The organism is Pseudomonas sp. PME37.24/025, assembly GCF_055556615.1.
On record NZ_JBVHNK010000019.1, the window covers coordinates 1 to 14745 of the forward strand.

Genomic DNA, 14745 nt, shown 5'->3' on the forward strand with positions numbered 1-14745 from the left:
GAACTCAGCAGTGAAACGATGCATCGCCGATGGTAGTGTGGGGTTTCCCCATGTGAGAGTAGGTCATCGTCAAGATTGAATTCCGAAACCCCTGTCTGCTTATGCAGACAGGGGTTTTGTCTTTCTGGGCTATAGAAACTTCAATCCGGAACGGGTCAGATCCAGGTCTTGCGTGCTTTGATCTTCATAGGTGGTTTCAACCCAGTCCTGACGCAGACCCAAAGAGACACGCCACTTATCCGTCTCGATGAAGGTCTTACAGGTAGATGCCGGTCTGTTCCAGACGACGCAGGCAGCTGGTCGGGTTGTAGAAGTCGATGGCCGAATTGCCATACTCCAGATTGAACGCATTGATCGGCGCAAGACCGCCACTGGTCCAGTCAACCACCGTTTTGCGTCGCTGGTAGTCCGCGTCCATCAGCTCGGTGTATTTGGTTGCGTCGGTGAAAAACTCGGCTTGCAGCATATGGTCGGGATTGCCGTCCAGATAGTGTGAGCAGGACTTCCATGTCGATGCGTGGAATGATCACCGCGCCGAAATTTCCCCCCGCCCAGCTGGAGGACACCCGCAGCCAACAACTGCTGTGTTCGCTATTGCCGCTCAGCACGGTCCCAATAAATTCGACTTTGACGCGGCCATATTCATCGCAATAAATCTCTTCGCGGGGCCGGCCGGTGACACGCGCGGTCTGGCAGACCAGCACAGGTTTTCGGGGAGGCATCGGTAGCCGATAAAACACGTCCCCAGGGAATCGCGCTGAAGCGGTTGCGTAGCCCTGGGCAAATCGTCCTCAGGTTCGGCAGCGCTGGTGACTGACTCTTCAAGTACCTGGGGTTGTTTTCCAGCGTGAGTGACACTGAACAGCGGCCATAGAGCGTTGTACGTTTCGCGTGGGTGTGCGTCAGGCTGAAAAAATGACTGCTGTACAGGGTCGACTGGTCGCGTTCGCTTCGGCCAATTGGTAATCGGTACGGTGCCGTTCCAGCGTCTGCCGGGCGAGCTATTTACCGCGTTTTTCTCGAAAAACAGCGGGTAGCGATAGTCTTCAAACTCAGGAGTGAACTCGGCTGTGAAGCGACTTTCCAGCAACAGACTCGGGCGTTTCAGGTCGTAGTGTCGGCGGGTGGTCGTGTTGGGGCGGGTGCTGAAACGCAGGGAGAACTGGCTGACGATCTAATGTTCCGCCACCAGGCCAGAGTCTTGCTGATAAGGGGTTTCGCCCAGCAGGGGAAGACGGTCTGATCGTCGGCGAACACCGGCACATGGCCTTCCCGGGAATGCTTGTGGTGCCACCCGATGCCATCCCCGGCACATGTCCGCTGGACGAACTCGAAGTTATTTTCCCCATATTGACAGGTCAGGCGTCTATCAGCTTCACCTATGAGCACATCTTCGATACGGCCATGAATGCCTTCACCCATGAGGCCGAACTGGAGAAACGCTGGCTGGCTGAGCAAGCTTTCCAGATCGAAATCAGGGGTATTCGCTAACCAGCTCGATTTGGATCGGATACAAGGTGCTGATGGTTTCAGTGCCTTCAAAGGCCGCACTTTGAAATTGTTGCGAACCGTTGGAATCAACAACGTGAAGTGAGCAGCATTGACCGGGGCGACTTACGCTTATCCTTTTGCTTTTCCGTGGCTCGTCCTTAAGCCGAAAGAGGAGACAAGTCGCGGTGCCAAAGCCACGCCCGGCGTGAGCAAACGCAAAATGCCCAGCACGCTAACAAGAGGGTAAAAGAATGAAATGTAGGACGCGTCCAGAAAATACGTCAGAGTTTTTCCCATTTCAGAATGTTGCGTCAGTAATGCGCGAATGGCTTTCGATACTTTTGTAAGAAGTTTGAGGCGAACTGAGTAGGTATTTGGAGGTGGATGGGTAAATACAAGGTTGGTGGCGCCTTATATTGCTTGTTGTCAGTTATCGCTATATCCATGAATGACTGTAACTTTCGGAAAACTCCTACATTTTTTATTGTTTATTTTTGTCATGCTGAGTTCCGTTTCAGCGCGTGAATATTCTGTGATTATTGGCGAGGTTAATGAACCGCTCTGGCTCGTTGTTGCATGGGTGATGCGTCGAGTGAGGGGAAGTAAAAACCAAAGTCAGGGGATCCCCTGTGCCATATAGGGTAGATCTCCGACAGCAACAAAAAGACGCAGTTTTATTGTTTAATCGGATGCTTGCAAATGGCCATCGTTGTGATTGGGGTGCGCGCCTTGAAAGAGCGTGAATTCAATTGGATGAGACTCATCGCAGCTCTTTGATACTGTCACCATTGCAACTTCAATGGCTGTATGACCGTAATCCTAATTAAAGGCCATGGATGTCCTACTCAAGCAAACTTTCCGCTCATTACCTTGAACTCGCAAAAGCCTCCGTTTCAGAAGAGAATTTCGCGGGCGAGGACCGCACCAATTTCCGCGAAAACATCAAGATCGAAATCCTCAACGTCTCCAAAGAAGACCTGCTGGACGATTTCGAAGATTCGCCGGAAGTGATGCAGGCTGGCCTGTACAAGCACATCTACACCGCTGAATACGGTCAGTTCGGCGGTCAGCCTGTGGGCGCGATCATCGCCAACTACTTCATGTCCCCAAGCTCGCCGGACGTGAAACTGATGCAGTACGTATCCAGCGTTGCCTGCATGTCGCACGCTCCATTCATCGCGGCTGCCGGCCCGAAATTTTTCGGTCTGGAAAGCTTCACCGGCCTGCCGGACCTGAAAGATCTGAAAGATCACTTCGAAGGCCCGCAATTTGCCAAATGGCAGAGCTTCCGCCAGTCGGAAGACTCCCGTTACGTAGGCCTGACCGTTCCGCGTTTCCTGCTGCGTAACCCGTACGACCCGGAAGAAAACCCGGTCAAATCGTTCGTGTACAAAGAAACCGTCGCCAACAGCCACGAGCACTACCTGTTCCGCTATCCCTTAGCCCGATACTCCGCCGGATTCGGCGAATCAATATGATCCAGCGCTCGCTCTACCAACAACTGAACCCCATCCGCCATTCTGCTGAGCGCCAGGGCGACTGAGCGGCGGGTGCCGTCTATGTCATCAGCCAGGTCGGCGGCGATGGCACTGATGGACTTCAGGTCTTCTGAGGCGTTGGCCAAGAGGGCTTCGGTATCGATGTCGGGGGAGACGGTGAAGAGCTTGCCTTTGCGTTTGGGTTTTTCGTTGGGTGGTGGGGCGAAATGGTGGTCGAGGGCGCGTTCGGCGGCTTCGTGGAGTTTTTTCGAATCGAAGGATTCGTAGGGGGATGTGGCTGGGTTTTCGGGGGGATTCGGTGTTGGCTTGATCATAGATGTTAGCTTCCTGGGAATTAAGAGGCTGACACCGTTTCGCTTTGCACTTCGAAAGAGGTGGCAGCTGTGCGTTGGTGTGCAAGACCGGTCCAGGTGCCCGGCAGACCCGAAGGTCTCCGACGCACAGCCGCCATAACGATCCGCGAGCATAGGAAAACGCTCGATGAATTGCCATCAACGATTGTGCACCTGAATCGGACTTGCACGTCCGAGTCACCGATTTTGCGGTGACGGATACAGGTTATCGATGAAGGCTAAGGGCGCCTAGTTCATGGACAGCCCGGCGTTTTGAAGGAAATTTCCCAGAGGTTTGAGGGCATCAAGATCAAAAGATCGCAGCCTTCGGCAGCTCATACAGAAATATGTTTCTTCAGGTGTAGGGCGGGTGTTGGGTATGACGCGGAGCGTCACGGGATGCATTCCCACGCGGGAGCATGGGAGCGATCAAGGTTGAGGCGGGAAAGCGTGACTTGGCAGTCATCATGCGGGAAAAGTGGTTCATCTTCTTCTAACGCAACCCGACAGTGGCGTTCTGGCTTGAAGCCGCTACACTGCGCCGGCCGTTCATTTTTCTTTTGAGGCTGTGCGCATGAAATTTCGTTTTCTTCTGTGGATGCTGGGTTTGTTGATGGGTAAGGCCAGTCGGACTAATCCTGCGTTTCAGCAGCAGTTGGGTGACAAGGAATTGGTGTTCCAGCTACAGACCCTGGACGGGAAGGTGGCGCGGCATTTCTTTGTGAAGGACCAGCGCATTACCAGTAAGTTTGGGGTGTATGCGGAGCCAGCGTTTGCGATTGCATTTAAGGATGCAGCGTATGGCTTTGCCACGATGCAGGCGAAGAACAAGCAGTTGGCGTTTATGACGGGGATTCAGGACAAGTCGATTCAGATCAAGGGCAACCCGGCGTTGGTGATCTGGTTTCAGGGGTTGACCAAGTATTTGAAGCCGCGAAAGGCCAAGCCTAAGGCTTGATGTGATATTGGCGTGTAATGCCAGCGATTTGTCTCTTACGGACACTAGAACTGTTATTTGTAACAGGTGCTAGACCGTGTGTCTGGGTGTTCCACTATGGCATGAGTCCCTGCGGCAAAGGGCTTTCATACACCTTGATGGAGCAAGATCATGACTCAAGCACCGCGCGCTACGCAGGCAGGCACTCTCGATCCAACTTTTGCCGAGGACGGCGTACTGAGATTGCCGCTTCCCGGGATTTCTGGATATGAGATGGCAGCAGTTCTCGCGTTACCCGAAAAAAAGCTGGTTGTTGCCATTCCTTCAAGGGAGGAAGGCTACCCTACCGCGATCATGCGACTGAATGAGGATGGAACGCTCGACACTGAGTTTGGTGGAAAAGAAACCGGCTTCGTTGAGGTTTCTTTAGAAAATGCCAGCATGAATCCTATATTCGGACTCAGCGCGCTAAGCGATGGTGGATGGCTGATTCTTGGTCAGTACCTGTTAAACGACTTGAGTGACAGTGGTCTGGTTCTCGTGCGGCAGCGCAAGGATGGACAGCTGGATGAGTCGTTCGGTGAGCAAGGTGTGCGTTTTCTTCCTTATGACGATATAGGCGGGCCCCAGGATGCAGGGGTGGCGGTGGGGGCTGCTGATCTGGATGACAAAGCGTTTTCCGAAGGGTCTCCACGAACTGCGGGCATTACGGGAACTTCGGCGGTTCAGCAGCAGGATGGAAAAATTGTTCTGGTGAGCAACGTAACAGATGGTTCCAGTCAGCAGAAAGGGATTGTGCTTCGCCTTAACTCGGATGGTTCGACCGACAAGACGTTTAATGAATCCGGCTTTGCGATTGTCGAGCTTGAAGGCATTTCATATGACTGGAATGTTAGCAATGGTGTCGCGGTTCAGGTGGACGGCAAAGTGTTGGTCTGTGGCCGGTATGCCGGGGAAAGCCCGTTTTCCAGTGGCGCGTACGTGATGCGTTTCGACGCAACGGGACGTGTCGACTCCGGATTTAATGGCGGTCGTGCTGTGACCATTCCCAGCTCTAGCGGAATTGGTCTGAGTGCTATATCGGTAAGAGAAGCCGACGGCAGGATTGTTGCGGTAGGCAATTCCATCCGCGATGGCGTCTCCAGCGGGTTGATCGCCGTTCTAAACTCCGGTGGATCTTTCAATCTCGTATTCAATGGTGGGAAGCCACTGTTTTCCGAGTTGGTGCCTCAGGGGCTGAGTTGGCGGCGTTGTGCATCGCAGGCGGATGGTTCGGTCATCGTCGTTGGTAGTACTGGCAGAGGTTCTGTCGCTGAAGGGCTTTCAGCTGTGACGGCACGCTACCTTTCTGATGGTTCTCTGGACCCGATGTTTAATGGTAAGGGCTTTACCGTTTTCGACGAAGAGGGGGTATTGGAGTCTGCGCGGGACATGGCATTAATGACGGATGGTCGGATCGTTGTTTGCGGTGCTTTTTGGCGTCCCGCTGGTGGTTGGATGGTGCGCTATTTGGCTTGAGGTGGTCAGTTTGGCCGAGTTGGATTCTTCGCGGGCAAGCCTCGCTCCTACAGGGTTTTGGTGATCCTGTGGGAGCGAGGCTTGCCCGCGATGCTTTTAGGCTTGGCTGAATTGCGAAGCCAGTTCGCGCAGCAGGACTTCGGCTTCGAGGACTTTGCTGACGACGTCGTTGGCTTTGTCGCGGGTCAGGCCGACGCGTTCGAGCAGGGCGTCGGGGATGTCTTCATCCGGGCCGGAGCCAATGCCACGACCGCGCAGCAGGCGCACGGCCAGGCAGACGAGGTTCGGGTATTCGGCGTAGTCGCCGTCGTAGCTTGGGTCGTGTTGGAAGCGCAGGGCGGTGGCCAGTTCTTCTGGCATGTCCCAGTAGCGCATCAGCCATGAGCCGATCTGTTCGCGGCTGATGCCCAGCAGGTGTTGTTCCACGTAGCTGTGGCACAGATGCGGGTTGACCTCCAGGTGGCGGCAGATCAGCGAGAAGTGTGGCGGGAACACGTGAGCCAGCAGCAAGTAGCCGAAGTTGTGCAGCAGGCCGGCGAGGTAGGTCAGGCCGGCTTCCGGGCGCTGGGCGCGTGGCATGGCACGGGTCAGGCCTTCGATGACGGCGGCGGTGTAGATCGATTGCTGCCAGTACGGCGTGGTGTGTTGCGGGTGGTCTTTGGGCAGGCTCAGGGTTTTGCCCAGGGCCAGACCCAGCGCCAGGTTGATCACCAGGTCGAAACCCAGCACGCGGACGATGGCGTCTTCCACTGAACGAATCTTGCCCGGCGAGGCGTAGTACGGCGACGCTGCCCAGCTGACGACTTGTGCGGCCAGGGCCGGGTCGGTTTCCACCACGCCGGTGATGTCGTCGATGGTGGCGTTGGGGTCGACGCGCAGTTTGATGATTTTCTGCGCGGTCTCGGCCAGCGGCGGAATCTCGATGGTCTCTTCCAGGCGTTGCTGGATGCGCCGAGCGGTGAACACTTGTACGGCCTGGGTGATTTCCTGGCGGTCATCGTCGGGACGGTCGAGGTTCGGGCGGATGCTCGTCAGGGCTTCGCCGAAGTTGGCGGCGCTGGCGTTGGTGAGCATGATTTTGAAATCGTCGCTGGTGATTTCCAGCAGCACGCCCGGTTCACCCGAGTTGATTAGCAACGTCGGTTCGCGCAGCAGGCTTTCTTCATACAGGCACGGCGAGCTGGTGAGTGCCGGCAGCCCGGGGAGCAGGCTCAGGCTGTGTTTGCCGAGCATCTTTACCAGGCGTTCGGTGGATACAGCCGTCAACCGACGGCCAGTGAGTTCGGCGAGGCGGTTGAGGTCGAGCAATTGGTTCTGGGGGAACAGCACCATGAGCGCGCCGACGGCATCGTCCAGCAAAACTGCCTGCAGTTTACGCGCGGCGTTCAGGCCGTGATGGTCGAGGACTTCTTCGTAGGCGATGCCCAGCTTGCCGAGCAGCAGCCGAATAACAGACGGAGCGTGCGGGGTTTCGGGGGCGAGGGCAGCTTCTGGCATGGTCTGTATCCGTTTGCAAACAATTGCAGGAGTATAACCAGCTTGTTTAAAGCCAGGGTCCAGAAACTGCGACAGTGCTTACACTTGGCCGTATTGCTGCCCATGACGTAGCCAGCGGTCGAGCAACGGGCTGACGTGATCCGGCCAACGCTCGAGCAAGGCCTGAGCAGCGTCGCGTACGGCGGGCAATAAATCGGCGTCGCGCATCAGGTCCGCGACCTTGAATTGCAGCAGACCGGTCTGGCGCGTGCCGAGCATTTCGCCGGGGCCACGCAGTTCGAGGTCTTTTTCGGCGATGACAAACCCGTCGTTGGTTTCGCGCATGATGCCCAGCCGCTGGCGGCCGATCTGCGATAACGGCGGATGGTAAAGCAGCACGCAATGGCTGACGGCGCTGCCCCGGCCGACACGGCCACGCAACTGGTGCAGCTGCGCGAGGCCGAGGCGTTCGGGGTTTTCGATGATCATCAGGCTGGCGTTGGGTACGTCGACGCCGACTTCGATCACGGTGGTAGCGACCAGCAGTTGCAGGTTGCCGGCCTTGAACTCGGCCATCACCGCGGCTTTCTCGGCGGGCTTCATACGGCCGTGGATCAGCCCGACCTTCAACTCGCCAAGAGCGGCGGTGAGGTCTTCAAAAGTGGTTTCGGCGGCCTGACAGGTCAGCTCTTCAGACTCTTCGATCAGCGTGCACACCCAATAGGCCTGTCGCCCTTCGGCACATGCGCCGCGCACCCGTTCGATCACTTCGACGCGCCGGGTATCGGTGACCAGCACCGTGTTTACGGGCGTACGGCCGGGCGGCAGTTCGTCGAGGATCGAGGTGTCGAGGTCGGCGTAGGCACTCATGGCCAGCGTCCGGGGAATCGGCGTGGCGGTCATGATCAACTGGTGCGGACACATTCGCCCGCCGACGCCTTTCTGCCGCAATGCCAGACGCTGCTGCACGCCGAAGCGGTGTTGTTCGTCGATGATCGCCAGCGCCAGGTTCTTGAACTGCACCTCTTCCTGAAACAGCGCGTGGGTGCCGACCACCATTGGCGTACCGCTGGCGATTTGTTCCAGCGCGGCGACGCGGTTTTTGCCCTTGAGCTTGCCGGCCAGCCACGCGACTTCGATGCCCAGCGGTTCGAGCCAGCGCTTGAAGGTGATGAAGTGCTGCTCGGCGAGAATCTCTGTGGGCGCCATCAATGCGACCTGATAACCGGCCTCCAGCGCTTGCAGCGCGGCGAGGGCGGCGACCACGGTTTTACCGGCGCCCACGTCGCCCTGAATCAGCCGCAACATCGGTTCGTGCTGGCTGAGGTCGTAAGCGATTTCATTGCCGACCCGTTGCTGGGCGCCGGTCGGGGTGAAGCCGAGATTGGCCAGATACTGAGCGGGCAGCGTGGTGGCTTTCGGCATCGCCGGCGCGCGCAAGGCACGCATGCTTTCGCGCAGGCGCTGCTGGGACAGTTGATGGGTCAGCAGCTCTTCGAAGGCCAGCCGATGCTGCGCCCAGTGATGACCGAGGGCGAGCTCGTCGACATCGGCATCGGCGGGCGGGTGATGCAGGTAACGGATTGCATCGGCCAGTGGCGCCAGTTGATAGTCCCGGGCCAGTTCGGTCGGCAGCCAGTCGGGCAGGCTGCTGGGGCCGAGCAGGGTCAGGGTTTGCATGCACAACTGGCGCAGGCGTTGTTGGGTCAGGCCTTCGGTGAGCGGGTAGACCGGGGTCAGGGTTTCATCCACCGGCGGCGGCTCGTCGCCGGTGATGGCGCGGTATTCCGGGTGGTAGATCTCCAGCCCCGACGCACCGGGCCGCGCTTCGCCGTAACAGCGAATGCGCGTGCCGCGTTTGAGGCCTTCTTTCTGGGCGTTGCTGAAATGGTAGAAGCGCAGGCTGAGCCCGCCGGTGCCGTCCTGCAGACGGACAACCAGGCTGCGGCGTCGGCCCATGACCACGTCGGCGCCGCTGACGGTGCCTTCGATCACGGCGTCTTGCCCGGGTCGCAAATGGCCGATCGGGACCACGCGGGTGCGGTCCTGATAACGCAGCGGCAGGTGGAATAGCACGTCCTGGAGATTCTCCAGGCCGACCTTGGCCAGTTTCTCGGCCATGGCTTCGCCGACACCCTTGAGTGCCGTCACCGACACTTGCGACAACTCGGTCATGGCAGCGACTTAACCGGCCACCACCGGCGCTGGCGGCTTGGCCACCGAGCACAGGCGAATGGAGTCGGCGAGGATTTCAATCGCCTTCGGCCGCGGGAAGCTCGCGCGCCAGGCGATGGCCACGGTGCGGAACGGCACTGGCGCGCTCAATGGGCGAACTTCGATCACGCCGGGGGCGTAGTGATGGCTGTCCACCGCCGACAGCGGCAGGATCGAAATGCCCAGGCCGGACGCGACCATGTGGCGAATGGTTTCCAGCGAACTGGATTCCACCGTGGTGTGTTTGGCGCCGTCGTTGCCTTTGGCCAGGGTCGGGCAGGCTTCCAGCACTTGATCGCGGAAGCAGTGGCCTTCGCCGAGCAGCAGCAGGCTCTTGTCGTTGAGCAGGGCGGCGTCGATGGATTCTTTTTGGGTCCATGGGTGCTGGGCCGGCATCAAGACGTAGAACGGCTCGTCGTAGAGCTGCAAAGTCAGTACATCGGCTTCATTGAACGGCAGGGCGATGATGATCGCGTCGAGCTCGCCGTTGCGCAGTTTGTCACGCAGCACGTGGGTGAAGTTTTCTTCGATGTACAACGGCATCTGCGGGGCGACCCGGTGCAGTTGTGGAATCAGGTGCGGGAACAGGTACGGGCCGACGGTGTAGATCGCGCCGACTTTCAGCGGCGCGGTCAGCTGGTTCTTGCCGGCCTGGGCCAGTTCGCGGATGCCTTGGGCCTGTTCCAGGACTTTCTGTGCCTGGGCGACAATGCCTTCGCCGACCGGCGTCAGGCGCACGGCGCTCTTGCTGCGCTCGAAAATCAGCACACCGAGTTCGTCTTCAAGCTTTTTCACGCCCACCGACAAGGTCGGCTGGCTGACGTGGCAACGCTCGGCCGCATGGCCGAAGTGCTGCTCTTGGGCGAGGGTAACGATGTAGCGTAATTCTGTGAGAGTCATAGCAAGCGTCCATGAAGTTGCGGGCCAAGCATACCGGCTGCAATCGATAGACGCACGTTATCAGACTGAGTGTGCTGAGTGACACAGGGCAATGCGGGTTTGGCGTTTGCGGATATGCAAAAAGGCACCTTTCGGTGCCTTTTTTGCGAGATCGCGGATCTTTCTGAAGTAAGCATGACCCTGTGGGAGCGGGCTTGCCCGCGATGAGGTCATCACATCCAACATCTTTGTTGACTGTTACATCGCTATCGCGGGCAAGCCCGCTCCCACAGGGTTTTGTATTGCGTCTTAACGGCGACGTTCCAGCGAATAAACAAACGGTGCAACGATTTCGATGGAGCCATTGTTCAGCATGTCGGCCGGTGGCTTGGGCAGCGGTTGGGCGCGGCGGATCATTTCCAGGGTGGCCCGGTCCAGATCGGCGTTGCCGGAGCGGCCCACCAGTTCGAACGACAACACGTTCCCTTCAGCATCGACCACGAAGCGCAGACGGTTCAAACCTTCCTTGCCCCGCTGCTGTGCACTGGCCGGGTACTTTTTGTACTTGGCCAAGTGCGCGAGCAGGGTGCCTTGCCAGCTAGCCTTGGCAGCTTGCTGCGCGGGCGATGGACCGGGTGCCGGCTGAGCGGATTTCTCCGTCGGTGCCTGGGTCGGTTGCGCGTCGCTCGGTTTTTCCTCGGAAGGCTTTTCCTTCGGCGGTTCCGGCTTTTTCTCCACAGGCTTGGGCGGTTGAGGCTTCGGCTTGGGTTTGACCGGTTTCGGCACGGCAATCTCGGCCTTCGGCGCTTCAGCGAGTTTCGGCAGCGGCAGCTCCTCCGCCGGGGCCGGAGGTTGTGGCGGTGTGATCACCTTCGGCGGTGCGGGCGGCGGCGGGGCCGGAACCGGCGCCAGCTCGACCATCATCGCCTGCGGCGGCAGCTCGATCGGCGGGCGCGACGTCCAGTTCAGCGTCAGCGCAATGGCCAGCGCATGGACGCCCAGCACCACGCCCAGGCTCCAGCTGTAACGCGTCAGCTTTTGGCGCGTGTTGATCATTTCTTGGCTGCCGTCTCGAGTCCGACCAGGCCGACCTTCAGATAGCCGGCGGCGCGCAGGGCGTCCATCACGCTCATCAAGTCGCCGTAGTCCACGCCTTTATCGGCCTGGAAGAAGATCGTCGTGTCTTTCTTGCCCTTCGTCTTGGCGTCGAGTGTGGCGCCGAGGGTCTCGGCCTTCACTTCGTCTTCGCCGAGGAACAGGCGCTGGTCAGCTTTCACGCTGAGGAACACCGGTTTCTCTGGCCGCGGCGCCGGTTTGGCGGTGGAAGCAGGCAGGTCGACCTTGATGTCCACGGTGGCCAGCGGCGCCGCTACCATGAAGATGATCAACAGCACCAGCATCACGTCGATGAACGGCGTGACGTTGATTTCGTGGTTCTCGGCCAGATCGTCGTCTGCGCCTTCTTTCAAATGCAGGCCCATGGCCGATTACCCCACTTTCACCATGTGCGGTTGCGAGCTGCGCTCGGTCGGCAGGTGGTCGAGGTCGCGGCTGACCAGCAGCAGGACTTCTGCCGAGGCATCGGACACTTGCGCCTTGTAACCGGCGATGGAGCGGGCGAAGACGTTGTAGATGACCACCGCAGGAATCGCTGCAACCAGACCCAGCGCGGTTGCCAGCAGGGCTTCGGCGATGCCGGGAGCTACGACGGCGAGGTTGGTGGTCTGGGTTTTGGCGATGCCGATGAAGCTGTTCATGATGCCCCATACGGTGCCGAACAGACCGACGAACGGCGCGGTGGAACCGATGGTGGCGAGTACGCCGGTGCCGCTGCTCATGTTGCGACCGCACGCAGCGACCAGGCGCTCGAGGCGGAAGCTCACGCGTTCCTTGATGCCTTCCTTCTCGCGGCTGTTGGCCGATAGGCGCATTTCTTCCAGCGCGTCGTGGACCAGCAGGTTGGCGAGGGTGCCTTGCTTGGCCGCCGTGGCGCTGGCTTCTTTAAGAGTGGCGGCTTTTTTCAGGTGAACGATTTCAGTGCGCAGACGACGCTTGGCGCCCATCAGCTCGAAGCCCTTGGCGATCCAGATGGTCCAGGTGATGATCGAGGCGATGGCCAGGCCGATCATCACGATCTTCACAATGATGTCGGCGTTTTGGTACATGCCCCACGGCGACAAGTCATGGGCCATGCCCAGCGTGTTGTCGGCTTCGAGGACTTCCGGTACGTCAGCGGCGTCCACGGCCTGGACCGGATCGGTCGCGGCAGGTGTCACGGCAGGTGCAGCTGGTGTTTGAGCGGCAGCAGGCTGTGTGACCGGCGCTTGTGCGTCGGCGAAGGCGGCGGTCGGCGTCAGCATCAGGCTGAGCAGCAGGGCGGCCACCGCGCTCCAGGCGCGAGGTCGTTTGGTTGGCGAAGCGGGAAATTGATAGCGTGTCATGCTGGCCGGACCTGAGAGGAAAAGACGGTAAATGTTCTTCCAGGCCTCGTGAGGCCGAGAACAAAAGTGGCGTGCATTATTGCAAGTAATTCTTGTTAACAAAAGTAATAGAGTATCTTTTTTTCCTTCATTGCTAGCCGCGTGTCCTTTGCCGGCGCTAGTCTGTAGCTTTCCGATAGGAGTTTTCTGATGTCCGCGCCTTCTGTTTTGATCGCCGGTTGCGGTGATGTCGGCAGTCGTCTGGCCACGCAATTGTTGAATTCAGGGTGGGAGGTTCACGGCTTGCGGCGTGACGTCTCACGCCTGCCCCAAGGGGTGATTGGCGTTGCCGGTGACTTGTTCAATAAAGACTGCCCGGCGACCTGGCCAATCGGAGCGGTGGATTACCTGGTGTATTGCGCGGCGGCTACCGATCACGATGAGGCCGGATACCGAGCCGCTTATATTCAGGGTTTGCAGCACGTGCTGGAATGGCTGGGCGACTACGGGCAAGTGCCCAATCGGCTGCTATTCGTTTCCAGCAGCAGCGTTTACGGCCAGCAAGAGGGCGAGTGGGTCGACGAGAACTCGCCGACTGTGGCGGCTGGCTATTCAGGGCGTGTGATGCTGGAAGCCGAGCAAGTGGCGCGTGATAGCGGCATCCCGGCGAGCATCGTGCGCTTGACCGGGATCTACGGTCCGGGCCGAGAGTTTCTGCTGACTCAGGTCCGTCGCGGTTATCGCGTGGCGATCGATCCACCGTTGTATGCCAACCGCATTCACGTCGATGACGCGGCGGGTTTGCTGGCGTTTTTGCTTGAGGCCGATTGGCGTGGGGTGACGCTGGATGATGACTATATAGGCGTCGACGATGCGCCCGCGTCATTGGCGGAGGTGGTGGGCTGGTTGCGTGAGTATCTGGGCGTGACCGAATGGGCCGAGGATGCGAGTGTGCGTCGTGCCGGCAGCAAGCGCTGCAGCAATGCCCGGGCGAAGGCGTTGGGTTGGGTGCCGAAGTATCCGAGTTACCGCGAAGGCTATGCCGCGATCCTCGAAGGCCGCTGCTGAAATCCGGCTACACACAACAACTGTGGGAGCGGGCTTGCCCGCGATGGTGGTGTAACAGTCAACCTGGATGTTGAATGTTATGGCCTCATCGCGGGCAAGCCCGTTCCCACAGTGTTATTTGTTGGTTTCAGATTCGGGTTACTGCTTTTCCAGCAACCATTTGCGATCACCCGGCGTAAACGAAGGCATCTCGTCCGCCAGTGCAGTATTCACCGTCTGGAAGATCTCCAGTTCTTTGCCCTTGCGCGCAAAGATCCAGGTATTGCCCTGGCCGTTTACCTGCAGCCAGATGTTGTCGTTGCCGCCGCTCATCGATGCGCAATCGCCCGCCAGGCACAGGGCATAACGATCCGCACCGGGCAGTCCGGCAACCTGGCCATCGGCCTGGAATTGCACGGTATTGCCTTCGCCCGGGCCGCTGAGAATTTTCCAGCTGCCGCCCATATAAGCCGAGTACAGTGCCCGCTCGAAACTCGCGCCAATTGGTGCGCCTTCCGGCACCGGGACCGCTGCACGGTCGAAGACTTGCTCCGGCTCGTTGTCATTGGCGGCCTGGCTCAGTTGCTTGCCATCACGCTTCAACTCGCTGGCGGAGCTGCCATAAAAGTCGACTCTCCAGGCGCCGGACTCTTCGCCCAGCAGCTTGCCTTCGACATTTTCAAAACCATTGGTGTAGCGGGCCTGACCGGCTCTGGTGTTGACGTCCCATTCCAGATTCGGGCCATAGGCCTGGAGCGCTTCGCGCAGGGGGCCGCCTTTGGATGCAGCATCGATTGCCGACTGATTGATCCAGGTGCCGCTGATATCACGGTCGGCAGGGTCGCTGGCACAACCGCCCAAGAGAAGGGCGACCAGCGAGAGAGCTAGCGCTTGGCGCATGGTGGAATCCTTTCAAAGCAAGATCGGCGCAG

At 58.8% G+C, this 14745-nt stretch carries 14 protein-coding genes, 1 rRNA gene and 2 pseudogenes; 6 read left to right on the forward strand and 11 right to left on the reverse strand.

Translation table 11 applies throughout. From position 1 onward, the window contains the following. A 5S ribosomal RNA gene (rrf, locus tag ACZ3HH_RS26980) occupies positions 1-75 on the forward strand; the annotation flags it as partial. A 102-nt stretch (positions 76-177) separates the two neighbouring features. Here the strand turns inward: rrf and ACZ3HH_RS26985 are convergent. From ACZ3HH_RS26985 to ACZ3HH_RS26995, 3 genes and pseudogenes are all read right to left on the reverse strand, one after another. Next, positions 178-472, reverse strand: a pseudogene (locus ACZ3HH_RS26985) (TonB-dependent siderophore receptor); the annotation flags it as partial. Then, positions 381-722: a phage baseplate assembly protein V gene (locus ACZ3HH_RS26990; RefSeq protein WP_465809270.1), complete on the reverse strand. Its 342-nt coding sequence runs from the start codon at positions 720-722 to the stop codon at positions 381-383. The gene ACZ3HH_RS26990 and the pseudogene ACZ3HH_RS26985, both read right to left, overlap by 92 nt. A gap of 382 nt (positions 723-1104) precedes the next feature. Further along, positions 1105-1362, reverse strand: a complete 258-nt coding sequence (locus ACZ3HH_RS26995; RefSeq protein ID WP_465809412.1) for a contractile injection system protein, VgrG/Pvc8 family — start codon at positions 1360-1362, stop codon at positions 1105-1107. Between ACZ3HH_RS26995 and ACZ3HH_RS27000 the strand changes: the two genes are divergently transcribed. Both ACZ3HH_RS27000 and ACZ3HH_RS27005 read left to right on the forward strand, forming a co-directional pair. Beyond that, entirely contained in the window at positions 1264-1491 is a 228-nt protein-coding gene (locus tag ACZ3HH_RS27000; protein ID WP_465809414.1) for a hypothetical protein, read from the forward strand. The genes ACZ3HH_RS26995 and ACZ3HH_RS27000 overlap by 99 nt on opposite strands. A gap of 917 nt (positions 1492-2408) precedes the next feature. Next, positions 2409-2921 (forward strand): annotated as a pseudogene (locus ACZ3HH_RS27005) (type VI secretion system contractile sheath domain-containing protein); the annotation flags it as partial. Positions 2922-2923: 2 nt separating this feature from the next. Here ACZ3HH_RS27005 and ACZ3HH_RS27010 read toward each other — a convergent pair. Continuing rightward, the gene (locus tag ACZ3HH_RS27010) at positions 2924-3304 is read right to left on the reverse strand and encodes a DUF6124 family protein (protein WP_223569301.1); all 381 of its coding nucleotides are present in this window, start codon (positions 3302-3304) and stop codon (positions 2924-2926) included. 592 nt (positions 3305-3896) lie between these two features. Between ACZ3HH_RS27010 and ACZ3HH_RS27015 the strand changes: the two genes are divergently transcribed. Continuing rightward, positions 3897-4280, forward strand: coding sequence for a helicase (locus ACZ3HH_RS27015; protein WP_465809272.1), 384 nt, complete (start codon positions 3897-3899; stop codon positions 4278-4280). A gap of 150 nt (positions 4281-4430) precedes the next feature. Further along, positions 4431-5777, forward strand: a complete 1347-nt coding sequence (locus ACZ3HH_RS27020) for a hypothetical protein (protein WP_465809274.1) — start codon at positions 4431-4433, stop codon at positions 5775-5777. Positions 5778-5873: 96 nt separating this feature from the next. Here ACZ3HH_RS27020 and ACZ3HH_RS27025 read toward each other — a convergent pair whose 3' ends face one another. The 6 genes from ACZ3HH_RS27025 to exbB form a co-directional block, all read right to left on the reverse strand. Beyond that, positions 5874-7274, reverse strand: a complete 1401-nt coding sequence (locus ACZ3HH_RS27025) for an aminoacyl-tRNA deacylase and HDOD domain-containing protein (RefSeq protein WP_465809276.1) — start codon at positions 7272-7274, stop codon at positions 5874-5876. A gap of 78 nt (positions 7275-7352) precedes the next feature. After that, the gene (gene recG / locus ACZ3HH_RS27030; protein WP_465809278.1) at positions 7353-9428 is read right to left on the reverse strand and encodes an ATP-dependent DNA helicase RecG; all 2076 of its coding nucleotides are present in this window, start codon (positions 9426-9428) and stop codon (positions 7353-7355) included. Between the two features lie 9 nt (positions 9429-9437). Beyond that, positions 9438-10367 (reverse strand): hydrogen peroxide-inducible genes activator, encoded by a 930-nt coding sequence (locus ACZ3HH_RS27035; RefSeq protein WP_008007618.1) that lies wholly within the window; start codon positions 10365-10367, stop codon positions 9438-9440. A gap of 288 nt (positions 10368-10655) precedes the next feature. Then, positions 10656-11402: an energy transducer TonB family protein gene (locus ACZ3HH_RS27040; RefSeq protein ID WP_465809281.1), complete on the reverse strand. Its 747-nt coding sequence runs from the start codon at positions 11400-11402 to the stop codon at positions 10656-10658. Then, the gene (gene exbD / locus ACZ3HH_RS27045; RefSeq protein ID WP_038980717.1) at positions 11399-11827 is read right to left on the reverse strand and encodes a TonB system transport protein ExbD; all 429 of its coding nucleotides are present in this window, start codon (positions 11825-11827) and stop codon (positions 11399-11401) included. Before exbD ends, ACZ3HH_RS27040 begins: the two co-directional genes overlap by 4 nt. Positions 11828-11833: 6 nt before the next feature. After that, entirely contained in the window at positions 11834-12787 is a 954-nt protein-coding gene (exbB, locus tag ACZ3HH_RS27050; RefSeq protein WP_465809283.1) for a tonB-system energizer ExbB, read from the reverse strand. A gap of 189 nt (positions 12788-12976) precedes the next feature. Here exbB and ACZ3HH_RS27055 point away from each other — a divergent pair, with 189 nt between their 5' ends. After that, positions 12977-13834, forward strand: coding sequence for an SDR family oxidoreductase (locus ACZ3HH_RS27055; protein ID WP_465809285.1), 858 nt, complete (start codon positions 12977-12979; stop codon positions 13832-13834). Between the two features lie 138 nt (positions 13835-13972). On the opposite strand, the gene ACZ3HH_RS27060 is transcribed toward ACZ3HH_RS27055, so the two are convergent. Further along, positions 13973-14713, reverse strand: coding sequence for a hypothetical protein (locus tag ACZ3HH_RS27060; protein ID WP_465809287.1), 741 nt, complete (start codon positions 14711-14713; stop codon positions 13973-13975). Positions 14714-14745 lie beyond the last annotated feature (32 nt).

Bases quoted from the DNA above. Each gene is read 5' to 3' on its own strand.
- ACZ3HH_RS26990 (WP_465809270.1), bottom strand. From the start codon at position 722: ATGCCTCCCCGAAAACCTGTGCTGGTCTGCCAGACCGCGCGTGTCACC.
- ACZ3HH_RS27000 (WP_465809414.1), top strand. From the start codon at position 1,264: ATGGCCTTCCCGGGAATGCTTGTGGTGCCACCCGATGCCATCCCCGGC.
- ACZ3HH_RS27010 (WP_223569301.1), bottom strand. From the start codon at position 3,304: ATGATCAAGCCAACACCGAATCCCCCCGAAAACCCAGCCACATCCCCC.
- ACZ3HH_RS27015 (WP_465809272.1), top strand. From the start codon at position 3,897: ATGAAATTTCGTTTTCTTCTGTGGATGCTGGGTTTGTTGATGGGTAAG.
- ACZ3HH_RS27020 (WP_465809274.1), top strand. From the start codon at position 4,431: ATGACTCAAGCACCGCGCGCTACGCAGGCAGGCACTCTCGATCCAACT.
- ACZ3HH_RS27025 (WP_465809276.1), bottom strand. From the start codon at position 7,274: ATGCCAGAAGCTGCCCTCGCCCCCGAAACCCCGCACGCTCCGTCTGTT.
- recG (WP_465809278.1), bottom strand. From the start codon at position 9,428: ATGACCGAGTTGTCGCAAGTGTCGGTGACGGCACTCAAGGGTGTCGGC.
- ACZ3HH_RS27035 (WP_008007618.1), bottom strand. From the start codon at position 10,367: ATGACTCTCACAGAATTACGCTACATCGTTACCCTCGCCCAAGAGCAG.
- ACZ3HH_RS27040 (WP_465809281.1), bottom strand. From the start codon at position 11,402: ATGATCAACACGCGCCAAAAGCTGACGCGTTACAGCTGGAGCCTGGGC.
- exbD (WP_038980717.1), bottom strand. From the start codon at position 11,827: ATGGGCCTGCATTTGAAAGAAGGCGCAGACGACGATCTGGCCGAGAAC.
- exbB (WP_465809283.1), bottom strand. From the start codon at position 12,787: ATGACACGCTATCAATTTCCCGCTTCGCCAACCAAACGACCTCGCGCC.
- ACZ3HH_RS27055 (WP_465809285.1), top strand. From the start codon at position 12,977: ATGTCCGCGCCTTCTGTTTTGATCGCCGGTTGCGGTGATGTCGGCAGT.
- ACZ3HH_RS27060 (WP_465809287.1), bottom strand. From the start codon at position 14,713: ATGCGCCAAGCGCTAGCTCTCTCGCTGGTCGCCCTTCTCTTGGGCGGT.